15 protein-coding genes are annotated in these 13,532 nt (G+C 65.4%); 8 read left to right on the forward strand and 7 right to left on the reverse strand.

The window, feature by feature from the left end:
* Positions 1-18: 18 nt before the first annotated feature.
* Complete coding sequence (locus DEQ92_RS17370; protein WP_049905307.1) at positions 19-657, forward strand: helix-turn-helix domain-containing protein; 639 nt, start codon at positions 19-21, stop codon at positions 655-657.
* 81 nt (positions 658-738) lie between these two features.
* Entirely contained in the window at positions 739-1,503 is a 765-nt protein-coding gene (locus DEQ92_RS17375) for an enoyl-CoA hydratase/isomerase family protein (protein WP_004978333.1), read from the forward strand.
* A 55-nt stretch (positions 1,504-1,558) separates the two neighbouring features.
* Here the strand turns inward: DEQ92_RS17375 and DEQ92_RS17380 are convergent, their stop codons facing one another.
* The 3 genes from DEQ92_RS17380 to DEQ92_RS17385 form a co-directional block, all read right to left on the reverse strand.
* Complete coding sequence (locus DEQ92_RS17380; protein ID WP_004978335.1) at positions 1,559-2,434, reverse strand: amidohydrolase family protein; 876 nt, start codon at positions 2,432-2,434, stop codon at positions 1,559-1,561.
* Positions 2,435-2,900: 466 nt separating this feature from the next.
* Complete coding sequence (locus DEQ92_RS23260; RefSeq protein ID WP_147299502.1) at positions 2,901-3,398, reverse strand: hypothetical protein; 498 nt, start codon at positions 3,396-3,398, stop codon at positions 2,901-2,903.
* A gap of 441 nt (positions 3,399-3,839) precedes the next feature.
* Positions 3,840-4,466, reverse strand: a complete 627-nt coding sequence (locus DEQ92_RS17385; protein ID WP_115821171.1) for a bifunctional 2-polyprenyl-6-hydroxyphenol methylase/3-demethylubiquinol 3-O-methyltransferase UbiG — start codon at positions 4,464-4,466, stop codon at positions 3,840-3,842.
* Positions 4,467-4,612: 146 nt separating this feature from the next.
* Between DEQ92_RS17385 and DEQ92_RS17390 the strand changes: the two genes are divergently transcribed.
* The gene (locus DEQ92_RS17390) at positions 4,613-5,047 is read left to right on the forward strand and encodes a rhodanese-like domain-containing protein (RefSeq protein WP_049968953.1); all 435 of its coding nucleotides are present in this window, start codon (positions 4,613-4,615) and stop codon (positions 5,045-5,047) included.
* On the opposite strand, the gene DEQ92_RS17395 is transcribed toward DEQ92_RS17390, so the two are convergent.
* Entirely contained in the window at positions 5,028-5,858 is an 831-nt protein-coding gene (locus DEQ92_RS17395) for an alpha/beta fold hydrolase (RefSeq protein WP_115821172.1), read from the reverse strand. The genes DEQ92_RS17390 and DEQ92_RS17395 overlap by 20 nt on opposite strands.
* Before the next feature lie 110 nt (positions 5,859-5,968).
* On the opposite strand from DEQ92_RS17395, the gene DEQ92_RS17400 reads away from it, so the two are divergent.
* Positions 5,969-6,436, forward strand: coding sequence for a peptidylprolyl isomerase (locus tag DEQ92_RS17400; protein ID WP_004978347.1), 468 nt, complete (start codon positions 5,969-5,971; stop codon positions 6,434-6,436).
* A 44-nt stretch (positions 6,437-6,480) separates the two neighbouring features.
* Here the strand turns inward: DEQ92_RS17400 and DEQ92_RS17405 are convergent, their stop codons facing one another.
* The 3 genes from DEQ92_RS17405 to DEQ92_RS17415 all read right to left on the reverse strand — a co-directional run bounded on the left by DEQ92_RS17405 (position 6,481) and on the right by DEQ92_RS17415 (position 9,293).
* On the reverse strand, positions 6,481-7,269 hold the full coding sequence (locus tag DEQ92_RS17405) for a hypothetical protein (RefSeq protein ID WP_115821173.1): 789 nt from the start codon (positions 7,267-7,269) through the stop codon (positions 6,481-6,483).
* An 88-nt stretch (positions 7,270-7,357) separates the two neighbouring features.
* Entirely contained in the window at positions 7,358-8,497 is a 1,140-nt protein-coding gene (locus tag DEQ92_RS17410) for a hypothetical protein (RefSeq protein WP_115821174.1), read from the reverse strand.
* Positions 8,498-8,621: 124 nt separating this feature from the next.
* On the reverse strand, positions 8,622-9,293 hold the full coding sequence (locus DEQ92_RS17415) for a hypothetical protein (RefSeq protein WP_004978351.1): 672 nt from the start codon (positions 9,291-9,293) through the stop codon (positions 8,622-8,624).
* A 127-nt stretch (positions 9,294-9,420) separates the two neighbouring features.
* Here DEQ92_RS17415 and DEQ92_RS17420 point away from each other — a divergent pair, with 127 nt between their 5' ends.
* The 4 genes from DEQ92_RS17420 to DEQ92_RS17435 all read left to right on the forward strand — a co-directional run bounded on the left by DEQ92_RS17420 (position 9,421) and on the right by DEQ92_RS17435 (position 13,532).
* Positions 9,421-10,293: a universal stress protein gene (locus tag DEQ92_RS17420; protein ID WP_004978353.1), complete on the forward strand. Its 873-nt coding sequence runs from the start codon at positions 9,421-9,423 to the stop codon at positions 10,291-10,293.
* A 174-nt stretch (positions 10,294-10,467) separates the two neighbouring features.
* Positions 10,468-11,106 (forward strand): helix-turn-helix domain-containing protein, encoded by a 639-nt coding sequence (locus DEQ92_RS17425; protein WP_004978354.1) that lies wholly within the window; start codon positions 10,468-10,470, stop codon positions 11,104-11,106.
* A gap of 165 nt (positions 11,107-11,271) precedes the next feature.
* Positions 11,272-12,606: an ABC transporter substrate-binding protein gene (locus tag DEQ92_RS17430; protein WP_231608406.1), complete on the forward strand. Its 1,335-nt coding sequence runs from the start codon at positions 11,272-11,274 to the stop codon at positions 12,604-12,606.
* Positions 12,603-13,532, forward strand: a complete 930-nt coding sequence (locus tag DEQ92_RS17435) for a carbohydrate ABC transporter permease (RefSeq protein ID WP_004978357.1) — start codon at positions 12,603-12,605, stop codon at positions 13,530-13,532. The genes DEQ92_RS17430 and DEQ92_RS17435 overlap by 4 nt, the downstream gene beginning before the upstream one ends.

A 13,532-nucleotide genomic window follows, 5' to 3' on the forward strand; every position in this document is an offset into this window, starting at 1 on the left:
CCGCGTACGCACACGCCGATGATAGCGGAGTGCCTGGTGGCCGAGTTCCGAATCGACGGCGACGACTGCCCCCTGGCGCGGGCGACCGACGCGGTTCCAGTCGCGGTCGACGCGAACGCGCCGCAACTCCGCGCCGACGGCAACGTCCTGCTTCACTTTTCGGCCCCCGCGGACGACCGACTCCCCGAGGCCCTCGACGCCGACGACGCCATCCGCTACCTCCACGTCACCCGCGGCGACGACACGTACACCTTCCGCTGTCTCTCGAAACACCCCTGCGTCGTTCACGAGCTCGTCGACGCCGGCTTCCTCGTCGAGTCGATGCGGTACGACGACGGCGGCGCGACGATGCGCGGGGCGGTCGTCGGCTACGACGTGCTCCGCGGCGTGATGGAGACGGCCGGCGGCACCGTCGGTATCCAACTCCAGCGCGTCTACCCCCTCCGGGCGGACGAGGAATCGCCCATCGGTCGGGCGTGGGACCTCACGCCCGCGCAGGAAGCCGCCCTCCGGGCGGCCGTCGAGATGGGGTACTTCGACCTCCCCCGGAGTATCACGGCTCGGGACGTGGCGGACGAACTCGGAATCAGCAAGTCGGCGTTCCTCGAACGGCTCCGCCGGGCGCAACAGTCGGTGTTCGGGGCGCTGCTCGCATGAGCCGGGACCGCGGCCGACTCGCTCGGCTCGCCCGGCGGTCCGCCGGCGAGGCTATTTACCCCGCGTCCCCGTAGCGCGGGTATGCGAGTCGACGACGCCGACGGCGTCCGGACCGTGACGTTCGACAGACCCGAGGCGAAAAACGCGTTCACCGCCGACGTGGCCCGAGAGCTCTCGGCGGCGCTCGAAGAACTGACGCCCGAGGCGTTCGACGCCGCGGTGATAACCGGCGACGGCGACGCCTTCAGCGCCGGCGGCGACATTCGGGCGATGGCCGAGCGCGACGAGACCGCCCGCGAGGCCTACGAGCGCGTCCGCGGCACCCTCGGCCGCGTCGCCGAGGCGATTCTCACCGCTCCGGTGCCGGTCGTCGCCCGCGTCAACGGCGACGCCGTGGGCGCGGGGACCTCCGTCGTCGCCGCCTGCGACTTCGCCTACGCCGCCCGCGACGCTCGGTTCGGCGCGTCGTTCGTCAACGTCGGTCTCGTCCCCGACGCGGGCGCGACGGTGACGCTCCCCCGGTTGGTCGGCCTCCGGGCCGCGAAGGAACTCGCCTTCACCGGGAAACTCATCTCGGCCGAGCGCGCCGCCGAACTCGACCTCGTGAACGAGGCGGTCGCCGCCGCCGCCCTCGACGCCACCGTGGACGAGACGGTAGAGACGCTCGCCGCACAGCCGACGGAGACGCTCGCGCTGGCGAAGGAAGCGATACACGCGAATCTCGGCCGGTCGTGGACTGACGGCCTCGAACGCGAGGCGCACGCGCAGACCCTCGCCTACGACACCGACGCCCACGAGGAGGGCGTTTCCGCGTTCTTGGAAAAGCGGCGGCCGGAGTTCGACTGAGGACGCCGGTCCCGGCCCGTTTCGTCTCGTCTCGGCCGTCCCGTTCTGTCCCGCCTCAGTCGAGGCCGAGGAACCGTTCCGCGTTCTCCCAGAGGAGCTTTCGCTTCACCTCCTCGGAGGCGTCGAAGTGCTCCTCGAACGACTCGAACCACCGGCCCGGCCGAATCATCGGGTAGTCGGTGCCGAACATCACCTTGTCCTGCAGGACGGTCTTGGCGTAGTGGAGCACCTGCTCGTCGATGTACTTCGGGAGCCATCCCGAGAGGTCCATGTAGACGTTGCCCTTCTGCTGGCAGATGGCGAGTTGCTCTCTCTCCCACGGGTACGCCGGGTGGGCGATGAGAATCTGGAGGTCCGGGTGCTCGGCGGCCACGTCGTCGATGAGCATCGGGTTTCCGTACTTGATTTTCAGGCCGCGACCGCCGGGCGAGCACGCGCCGAGGGTGGAGTTCCCGCCGTGGAAGACGACCGGCACGCCGAGGTCCTCGATAGTGTCGAACAACTCCGCGTGCTCGTCGTCGCTCGGGTCGAACCCCTGTGCGATTTGCTGGAACTTGAACCCCGAGAGACCGAGGTCTTCGACGCACCGGACCGCCTCCTCGACGCAGTCGTCTTTCAGGGGGTCAACGCTACCGAAGCCGACGAAGAAGTCGGGATGGTCGTCTCTCACTTCGGCCACGTAGTCGTTCGGAACCGGCGGATTTCCGGTGTTCGTCTCGGCGTCCCACCCGAGGAGCACCGCCCGCCCGATGTTGTGCTCGCGGTACTCGGCTATCATCTCCTCGTAGCTCCACGTCTCCATCTCCGCGCCGAACCTGTTCGCCGCGTCCCGCATCATCTCGCCGCCGGCGTCTTCGAGGAACTCCGCGGTCGGTTGGTGGGCGTGCGTGTCGATGATGCGCGGCTCGTCGAGCCAATCCAACACGGTCATTCGTGTATGACCGTCGCGGAGCGATAAAAATCGAACGGACGAATCCGACCGAATGATGGCGCGGCGGCGTTGGCGTACCGCCACGGGAGGCGATTCGACGCGCAGCCCAATCAGTCACCGGCCAATCCGGTTAGGCTCGCCGCTCAGTCGTCGTCTCGGTTCGAAGTGGCGTTGCACTCGTCGCTGAAGTCGGATGTGACACTCGCATCTGTGGTCTCGCTGAGACCGATGAAACAGACGTGAATTTTAATATATAAAAATGGAGTTCCGTTGAATATTTTTCTCGCCTGCGATTTACTAAGGCAGGTTTCCAGCAATACCCACGGAAACTGTGTGAAGAGGGGCTACTATCAATATCAACGTTGAACTACTTCAACAGATCCAAATTGATACACTTTGTCTATTCTGGTATATGGACCAAACGATACTACGAGTCAAATTGGAAAAACAAATATTTGATAACGAATCACCAGCAATGAATCGTTCGTAGTTGTGGTATTTTATCTTCTGTACCCGGTCCAGTCCCTCGTTTCACAATACTTTCGTTAATAAAATAAAAAGATCGCCAGGCTGTACTTCCAGCTCTTCTATCTTCAAGGGTTGTCACTTCTACGCGATGTATTGTAATCATAAACCCGTCTCCAGATTCACCCACGGACACATCTCTTGGAGTAATCGTTACTGAATCCAGGTCGTCGTCGTACTCGCTGTTGTATGCTACAACGCTTTCGACATCTACTGCAAGTTGCCCAACACTACCCCGGGAAATTTCGTTCGGCTTCTGAGGGAATTCTTTTGCCTCACTTTTGGATAATTCTTCGTTGTTGGGTGTATATGCAATATCACAACTTTGCACAGTTGCGGTCTGTGTATCTGCCATGGTTGTAGTCTGTTCTGTTGGCGTACTTGCAATACACCCCGAAGTCGCTAACATCAAAACCACCAAAATGATCTTTTTCCACATTTCAACCAAACCAATTATTAACAAATAGTAAAAATTTATGCCCATGATAAATTATCAATGAATTGTCTTAATTGCGAAGTGGCAGTCTACCTCAGCAAACGCGTGGCTACGTGTGTTGATTCAAATCACGCGACAGAATATTAGTTCAAATACGAGCAGAAATATTCCAACACTAAAGTAAAATGGACCATAATGAGGTCAGAAAATGATGTCTTTTAGAAATGTGGGCGGGTTCACAATTTAGTTTGATATCAATAACACATATCAAAGATATTTTAAACAGATAATTGTTTCTACACGGACTCACTAAATAATTCTGTATTGGGCGTAATAAGCGTGAATCACCGAATTGCCGACAAAATCTGAGACTAGCCATTTCAGAACTAATATGTGATTTCTTTTATTTAGACGCGTTTCAAGCGTGTTCTTCTTCGAACTTCTCTAAGACAAATTTATTGGAATACTTTCATTTACTCCTCTCCGCGGATACGACTGCGCGCCACCCCTCGTGTTCCGCGCAATAATTGTCGCTGTCGCGGAGCGTCGGTCGTCGCGGAGTTCGGTCGATTCATCGTAGTAGAGCACGGTGAGGTCGAGACAGGCCCGGAGCAGTTCGTTCGAATCGAAGCGGTATCTGTCGGTGCTCGGCCCGACCGTCGCCGGCGGGTCGGCCCGCAGGTGGTGCTGGTAGAACAGGACGCCGCCGGGTTTCAGCGACGCTTTGATGTCCGCGAGGCGGTCCAGCGTCCGGAAGTAGCTGATGGTGACGAGGTCGTACGTCGACTCGGAGAAGTCGTAGGTCGTCGCGTCCGCCTGAATCGTCTCCACGCGGTCGGCGAACCCGCGGGACCGAGCGCGCTCTTCGACGATACTGAGCCCCTCGCCCGACTGGTCGAGCGCGTCGACCCGATAGCCGTTTTCCGCGAGAAAGAGCGTGTTGCGGCCGTTCCCGGCCGCCACGTCGAGGGCGCGACCCTCGGGCAGTTCGTCGAGGTACGACCGTAACACCGGCGACGGCTCGGGGTCGGTCGGGTACGTTCCGGTCCGGTAGCGCTCGTCCCACTTCATGAGGGCGCTACGCGGACCGCCGTGTTCAAGCTACGGCGTCGTTCCCGGCGGACGGGACGGCGTCGAACGCTCACGCGGAACCACCGGCGGAGCGCCGGGACGCCGGAAGCACCAGCGCTTTCCGCGTCAGCGACGTGGAGAGAGCCGTGACCACGATTCGCCCCGACGAACTCGACGCCCGCCTCGCCGACGGCGACGACCCCTTCATCCTCGACATCCGCCCGGAGTCGAACTACCAGCGCGGCGCAATCGACGGGAGTCGCGTGAGCGTCAGCGAACGTGACTACGTCGGGGAAGTGAATGGAGCGAACGGACCGGACAGGAGCCGCAACGTCCCCGTCTACGACGACCTCCGGTCGGGCGACGACGCCTCGCTTCGAGGTCGGCTGGACGAGATTCCGCGGGACCGAGACGTGGTCGTCGTCTGTAAGATGGGCATCGTCGCGAAGCGGGCGACGGAGCTCCTCCGCGAGGAGGGGTACGACGCGGCGACGCTCGCCGGCGGCATGAGCGGGTGGAACGGCTACCAGCGCGGGTCACTGAGCTACAAACTTCGGTCGCTCATCTGGCGACTGTTCTGAGGCCGTCGAGGAACTCCCGAAGGGCGTCCCCGAAGAACGCGGGGTTGTCGAGGTTCGACGCGTGGCCCGCGTCGGGAACCGCGCGGACCGTGACGGTCGGAATCCCGTCGCCGAACGCCGCGGCGTGCCTGCGCACGAACGGGAGTTCGTTCTCGCCGTACAGGACCAACGTCGGGACGTCGATGTCGCCGAGGACGACCGACGAGTCGGTGAACCGACTGACCGCCCGAATCACCTTCGCGAACTCGTCGGTCGCCATCGGTGGGCCGCGCTCCCGAAGACGCTCGACGTTTCCGTAGTCGCCGCCCGCGGGCGTTCCCGACAGCCGCTCTTGGAACCAGACCATGACCTTCTCGACGCGCTCGTAGCCGACGAGTCGAACGAACGGAATCGTCAACCGGGGGACGACGAGTCGCTGGAACTGTTCGAGACGGTCGAAGACGACCGGGGAGAACGTGTCCGCGAGAACGAGCCCCGAGAGCCCGTCGGGATACCGCATCGCGTATGCCTGCGCGACACAGCCGCCGGTCGAGAGTCCGCAGACGACGGGCCGGTCGAGGCCCAACTCCGAGACGAGCGCCGCGAGGTCGTCGGCGAACAGTTCCATCGAGTACGTCGCTGGCTCCGAGCCGCCGGTCCGGCCGTGTCCCCGGACGTCGTACGAGACCGTAGTGTAGTCGTCGCACAGCGCCTCAGTCTGGCGGTCCCACTGGCCGTGGTCGAGAATCGCCCCGTGAACGAAGACCACCGGCGGTCCCTCACCCCGCCGTTCGTAGTAGGTGTCGATGCCATTTGTTCGAGCGAACGCCATGCTATCTAGTGGCGCGCGGAGAGCATGAGCGCGCGCCTCGATGTAACAGATAGATTATACTCTCGTCGGCAGTACGGTCACTTATCCGTCTCCGGCAGAGAGTAGGCGGTATGACGATAGAAACCGGCGACTCCGTTTCGCTCGAATACGTTGGAAAGCTCCCCGACGGCACGGTCTTCGACACGTCGCGTCAGGACGTGGCCGACGCCGAAGGACTCTCCGAGGCGCAGGGCGACCGCGACTACGAGCCGCTCGTGGTCGAAGTCGGCGCGGGAACCGTCATCGAGGGCCTCGACGAGGCGCTCGTCGGCATGTCCGTCGGCGACGAAGAGAGCATCGAGATTCCGCCGGAGAAGGCCTACGGCGAGCACGACGAAGACCTCGTCCGCGAGCACGAGACCGAACAGCTCCGCGAGGTGCTCGGCGACGAGCCCGAGGAGGGACTGTACGTCCAGACCCAGCAGGGCGGCCTCGGCGAAATCGTCCACGCCGACGACGACGTGGTCCGCATCGACTTCAACCACGAGCTCGCCGGCGAGACGCTCGTCTTCGACGTCGAAATCGTCGACGCCAACTGAACTGAACTGAGCCGCGGTCTCGCGGTTCGACCGTTCTTCTCCCGCTACTCGCGCCACCACGCGACGGCGTACAGCACTCCACCGACGAGAATCAAGACCGCGCCGACGCCGGCGACGCCGAGTCCGACGACGAGTCCGACGACGAGCGAGACTCCGAAGCCGAAGTCGTCGACGTGGCCGTAGACGGTGATGCTGTGGAGCGTTCCATCCTTCTCGACGAACGCCGGGAGGCGGTCCACGAAGGCGTCGTTCACCCGCGGTCGGTAGCCGAAGTCCTCATCTGAGGAGTTCCGAAGGATTCTATCGACCGTCTCTCTCGCCCCCGGCGAGAGGTTCTCGTAGCGATACGCCCCTCGCTCGACGGTGGCGTTTGCGACGCGCTGGAGCGTGGCGTTTCGCGCGGTGACGACCGAGCCGTTTTCTTCCACGCTGAACCGGTAGTACTGCTGGCGCTCGCCGTAGGCGTCGTGGACGTACGTGTTGTTCCGCGCTATGGCTTGGAGGTCGGCTCTCGCGCCCGCCGACGCTGTCCGGGCGGTGCCGTTCCGCATCGCCGCCGCCAGCGTCTCGCGGGTCTCGTTCGGCGCGCGGTACTCGCCGGCCGAGTACCGGTGGCTGACCTGGTGCACCGAAATCGAGACCGTCCGCCCGTGGCGACTCACGATAGTCTCGACGTCGGATTCGTTCGCGAGCGACACGGTCTCGGCTCGGTACGACTGCGAGGTTTGCGGCGGCGGCGACGTCGCCCCCGCGAGCGCGGGCAGGTACACCGGCGCGGGGAGACAGACGAGGCCGACCACCGCGAGGAGGAGGGCGAGTTTCCGGAGACGCATCGTCGGCAGTTCCGCCGAGCGCGGTAAGTGTTTTTTGTCGCCGTCTCGCTCGCCTCACGGTTTCATCGCCGCGGTCGCCGGGCGACGCTCAGTCGTCCAGTCGCGGGTGCGCGTCGAGGCAGTCGGCGACCCTCTCGCGCTCCTCGCGGGCCGAAGCCAACTCGTCGGCCACGACGCCCCGCCGGAGGCGGTCGCGCTGGTCGTCGGTGAGTTCGGCCCGGGCGACCGCGGCGTCGCGGAGGCGGTCGTAGGACTCCTCGTACGTCAGTTCGTGGACCTCGCGGGCCCGCGAGACCGTCTCGTCGCCGGCGAACCGACTCACCACGGAGACGAGTTCCTTCGTCCGCCAGCGGAGTTCCGAGGCGGGCTCCGGCGGCCACGACACGGTCAGCGGGTCGGCGTCGAGCGTCTCCAGAAACCGCTTGTTCGTCCCGACGGCCGCGGAGAACCGCTTGGGGTCGTCCACGTAATGGTCGAGTTTCGACCGCGAGTAGCCGGCGTACTCGACGAGCGTTGGAATCGGCTCGTCGCCGATGGCGGCGGTTTCGAGGTACTCGCGCAGTCGCTCGGGGGGACTGGGCGTCTCGACGAGCGGGTACGACTCGGCGGCCGCCAACCACGCGAGCACCTCGCGGGCGGGCGACTCGGCGCGGAACCGGCCGAACGCCTCGGCCACGGCGTCGTCGTACCGCTCGATGGGGTCGCGGAGTTCGTCCACCGGCGCGTCGATGTCGACCTCCCCGAGTCGCTCTACGCGTTCGAGGCGCTCGATTCGGGCGTCGAGTTCGTCCGCGCGCTCGCGCAGTCGTCGTCGGGCGCTCCGGTAGTCGTCTCTCGCCTCGTCCAGTTCGTCGAGCAGCGCCGCCTCCTCGCGGGCGGGTTCCAACTCGCGTCTGGCCTGCTCGAAGTCCGACGCCGACAGCGACGAGGTGATGCCGGTCGTGAGCGACTCGTTGGCGGCGATGAAGGCGTCGCTGTGGCGCACGTCGGCGGGGACCTCCTCCAGCCGGTTCGACAGCGTCTCGCGGAACGCGACGTAGCCTTCGAGGTCGTCGGTCGCCCGCTCTTCGAACCGGTCGAGAATCCCCGTCACGTCGCTGACGGCCGACGAGAGCGTCCGAAGCTCCTCGCGGCCGATTTCGTCGACCGTCTCGCGCCGGTCGCTGAGGGTGTCGGCCGCCGTGCGGAGCGCCGCTACGGGGTCGTCGGCGAGCGCGGCGTCAGTCACGCCGCGGCACCTCGGGAGGGCGGCCCGTGCGCGGAATCGGTGTCATGCCCGACGAGTCGGTGCGCGAGGGTTGAAAACTTGGTGACCGAGGAAGACGGGACGGCGGTGGGTCGAGGAAGCCGAGTCAGCGCCGGTCTCGGCCGGTCGCCACGTCGAACGCGGCGGCGAGCGCGACCGCGAGCACGCACAGCGCGACCGACGGCGACAGTGAGAACAGGTCGACCATCCCGGGGAACGTGGCGACGACGAGGAGCGAAACGGCGTAGTAGACGCCGGCCACCGCGGCCGACGTGCGGGCCGGCGCGGCGCGCAGCCGAGGGAGCGCGAGCATCGCACAGAGCGCGACGCCGCCGGCGACGACGACCGAACCGGGGAGCCCCGCTCCGGCGAGGTCGGCGCGTGCGCCGAGGAACGTCCCGAGGCCGAGCGTCGCGTTCAGATAGGCCGCCCGCCGGACGAGAAAGCCGTAGCCCGCGTCGGGGCCGAGTCCGATTTCGTTGTCCTCGATTCGGTGCCACGGCGCGCCGACGGAGACGGCGTTCATGCGGAGCGCGCCGATGGCGAGGCAGGCGACCGCCAGCGAGACGACGGCCGCGGTCGTGACCGCCACGGGCGTCGAAACGGTCATGAAGGCGACCCAGAGCATCGGAAGCGCGAGGAGTAGGTGCTGTCCGAGCCCGAAGTAAACCGTCGCGTCGAGCCACGCGTCGACGCCGGTTTCGTCGTCGTCGCCGCCCTGTCGGCGGTGGCGCCGCGTCCGCGCGCCGCCGTGCGGAGACTCGTCTGTCGGTGCCATGACCGTCCGATTGTGACTGTCGAGTGATAACTGTGTGGTGCGGGTGGAGCTAGCGCCCCCGACGATGGCCGGTCCGCGGTCGCCGTCCGGCGAAAGGACTTACCGGCGACCGGGTGTATGACAGGCTATGTACGAGCGCATCCTCCTGCCCGTCGACGAGAGCACGTCGTCGAGCGCGGTTCTCCACCACGCCAGCGAACTCGCCCACTGGGACGACGCGGAGATACGACTGCTCTTCGTCGCCGACACGACCCGCGACAGCGTCACCGTGGTCGGGAACGACGTGGTCGACGCGCTCGAACGCGAGGGCGAGAGCGTCGTCGAGGAGGCGGCGGAGACGCTCCAGAACCTCGGCGTCGATTACTCGACGGACGTGGTGCAGGGCAACCCCGCGCCCACCATCGTCGAGTACGCCGAGGAGTACGACTACGACCTCGTCGTGATGCCGACCCGCGGGCGCAAAGGCATCTCTCGACAGCTCCGCGGGAGCGTCACGGAGAAGGTCGTCCGCCTGTCGGACCGGCCGGTACTCACCGCCCGCATGAAGCCCGACGAGGAGCTGACGTTCCCCTACGAGCGCATCCTCATCCCGACCGACGGAAGCCGCTCCGCGAAACGAGCGACGAGCCACGGCCTCGCACTCGCAGCCGAACTCGACGCGACGGTCCACGTGCTGTCGGTCGTGGACGACTCCGCGCTCGGCTTCGACGTTCGGTCGATGCTCTCCGGCGAAGAGAGCGAGCGCGGCGCGAACGAGGCGATTTCGAAGGTCGTCGAGGAGGCGAACGAGCGCGGCGTCACGAAGCTCGCCGAAACCATCGAACACGGCTCGCCGAGCGAGTCGATTCGGGAGTACGTCGAAGGCAACGACATCCACGCCGTCGTCATGGGGACCACCGGGCGGAGCGGCGTGGACCGAATCCTCCTCGGGAGCGTCGCCGAGCAGACGGTTCGGAGCGCCCCCGTCCCCGTCATCACGGTGTCGCCCGACGAGGAGTAACTTGGTCGAACTGGCGGCCGCGAACCGTCCAACGCGAGCGGGTGGCCCGCCGCCAGCCACCCGACTCGGGATACAGCTATTACCCGCGGGCGACGTATCGGCGCAGTAGCCGTGGTCGAACAGGACCGTCTCGGACGCCCGCCCAGCCCCGACAGCCGGAGGGTCCGGTAGCCGATGCTTCGCGCGACCATCCTCCTCGAACTGAACGAGGACTACGTGCTGTCGCACGTGAGCGACCTCGTCGACGGACCGGTCGTCGTGACGAACTGCGAGGTGCTCGGCGAGACGGACATCCGCTTCGTCGTCGACGCCGGGGAACACCGCGACGAGATGGCCGAACGGCTCGCCGCCAGCGAGGTCGTCCGCGACCTCGAACTCGTCGGCGACGACCAACTGCTCATCACGAAGCGGTCGTCCGGGGCGCTCCCCGTCATCCGCGAGAACCACGGGATGCTCCAGCGGATGAGCCAGTTCTACGGTCGCTCGCGCGTCTTCGACGTGGTCGTGTTCCGGCGGGCCGACCTCAAGGCCATCATCTCGGGGCTCCGGTCGCTCGGGACCGTCGAACTCCGCCGGCTGAAGCCCTTCGTCGGCCCTTCCACGCGGCTCTCGAAGCGGCAGGCCGAGGTCGTCGGCTACGCGCTCGAACGTGGCTACTACGACTGGCCGCGGGGCGTCACGGTCGAGGAAATCGCGGCGGCGTTCGAGGTGAGCCGACCGACCGTGTTGGAACACCTCCGGCGGGCGGAAAAGAAACTCCTCAGCGACGCGCTCGCCGACGCGACGACGCCCGCGAACCCCGACAGCACCTGACCACGACCGGACCGGTTCGGCCCCGGCGCACGTTGCATCCCGAATTTCAAGCACCTAGTACACCTGAAACGCGTCATCATATCCGCGGATTCCGATATAAAGAGCCAACAGGGGTAGGCGGTACTCCCGTGCCCTCTAGCGGTGTACGTATTGTTTGCAATTACCATGATAAATGGGAATCACTCTCGTGGTGGTGACGGGCGGAAAACGCGCGGGTCGTCGCGCCGGACGTTCCTCGCGGCGGTCGGGAGCGCGGCGGCGGTAACGACGGCTGGCTGTCTGGGCGGCGGCGGTGGCGGCGGCTCCAACGAGCCGATTCGATACCTCTCGGACCGGGGCGACTCGAAGGACGTGATGGACGAAATCATCGCCGAGTTCGAGGAGGAGACAGACCACACGGTCGAGATGATTTACACGGCGAAGGGGACCTCCTCGGACGCCGAGATGCAGAAGATGGTCGCCGCGGGCAACCCGCCGGACCTGCTTTTCGACACCTCGACGGACGCGTACCGGCTCCAGCGCGACGGCGTCCTCGCGCCCGTCACGGGGGCGGTTCAGGACAACGACCTGCCCGACCCGGTCAGCGTCGGCGGCGAGTCGTACTTCGCGGCCGCGATGGTCGAACCGCTCATGGGCTGGTACCGAAACGACGTGTACTCGGAGATGCCCGCGTCGTGGAGCGAGTGGGTCGAGGCGGCCGGCGAGGTGTCGGCCAACGAGTCGATGGAGGGCTACGTCATCCAGTCGGGCCAGACGAACAACGCCGACACCCAGATGACGCAGTACCTCTGGCAGAACGACGTGGAGATTTACGGCGGCCCCTCCGACGGCATCGAGGTCAGACTCGACAACGACGACAACCGACAGGCGGCCGTCGAGACGTTCGAGTGGGTCCAGTCGATGGCCGAACACTCGCCGAACGGCTCGGGGTGGGCGTGGGGCGACGCCATCGGCGCGCTCCAACAGGAGAACGCCGCGGCTATCGCCAGCGTCGGCGGCCTCCCCATTCTCACGATTCAGGCCAACCGCCCCGACCTCGTCGAGAATCTCAGCCCGATGCCCTTCCCCGTGCCGAGCGGGGCCGCACAGGACAGGTGGTGGGCGTACATGGAGGGTCACCTCGTCCGCAACGACGGCCAGAACACCGAGGGCGCGCAGGCGTTCGTCGACTTCTTCACGAGTTCGTCGCGCTTCTTCGACTTCGTGCTCTCCGCGCCGCTGTTCCAGTTCCCGCCGACGCGGGAGCAACTCGACGCGCCCGAGGTGGCCGAAAACGAGGTCATCCAGCAGCACCCCGACGTGATGAATCTCGTCCGCGACAACTGGGACGCCTTCACGAGCGTCCTCGCGACGGGCGACGGCGGCGCGCCGAACATCGTCGCGGCCGACGCCTACAGCGAACAGCTCTTCGGACAGGCGGCTGACCAGCTTCTCGTCGGCGGGCTCACACCCGACGAGACGGTCGACTGGTTGGCCGAAGAGCTCCGCGGGTTGCAATGAGTACGGCCCTCAAATCGCGGTTGGCGGCCGCCGGGTCGGCCCTCCGAGAGCGCGACGTGGACGGCACGACGCTCCTGTTGGCGGCGTGTTTCGTCCCGATGCTCGCGTTCTTCGTCGTGGTCTGGGTCATCCCCATCGTCTACGCGCTCGGGATGAGCCTGTTCGCGTCGCCGGTGCGGAACCCCGAGTTCGTCGGCCTCGGCAACTACGCGGAACTCCTCGGAAACGGTGCGTTCTGGGGCTTCCTCTGGAACAGCGTCGTCTACGCGGTGGCGACGACGGGGCTGAGCCTCGTCATCGGGCTGGGGCTCGCGCTCGTCATCAACCAGCGTATCCGCGGCGGCGACGCCCTGCGGACGCTGATGATTTTCCCGTACCTCCTGCCGACGCTCGTTGTCATCTTCATGTGGAAGTTCATCCTCGACCCCAACATCGGGATTCTGAACCAGTTCCTCGTCGACGCCGGGCTCATCGACAAGCCGATAGCGTTCTTCTCGACCCTGGAGTTCGCCATGCCGGCGGTCGTCGTCACGAGCGTCTGGAAGTTCGCCAGCTTCGCCTTCTTCATCCTGCTCGCGCGCCTGCAGGCCATCGACCCCGACCTCTACGAGCGGGCGCGGGTCGAGGGCGCGACGACGTGGCAGGCGTTCCGCGACATCACCTTCCCGCACCTCCGCGGGGCGATTCTCATCATCCTCCTCGTCAGGGGTATCTGGATGTTCAACAAGTTCGACATCATCTACCTCTCGACCCGGGGCGGCCCGCTCCAGCAGACGACGACGCTCCCGATTCGCGTCTACCAGCTCGCGTTCAGCGAGGTGAACTTCGGTATGGCGACGGCGCTCGCCGGCGTCATGTTCTTCCTCCTCGCCGGCGTCGCGGTGGTCTACTTCCGGGCGTTCGCCCCCGAAAAGGAGGTGGCGTGA

This window comes from Haloferax sp. Atlit-6N (assembly GCF_003383195.1).
GTDB classification, from domain to species: domain Archaea; phylum Halobacteriota; class Halobacteria; order Halobacteriales; family Haloferacaceae; genus Haloferax; species Haloferax gibbonsii.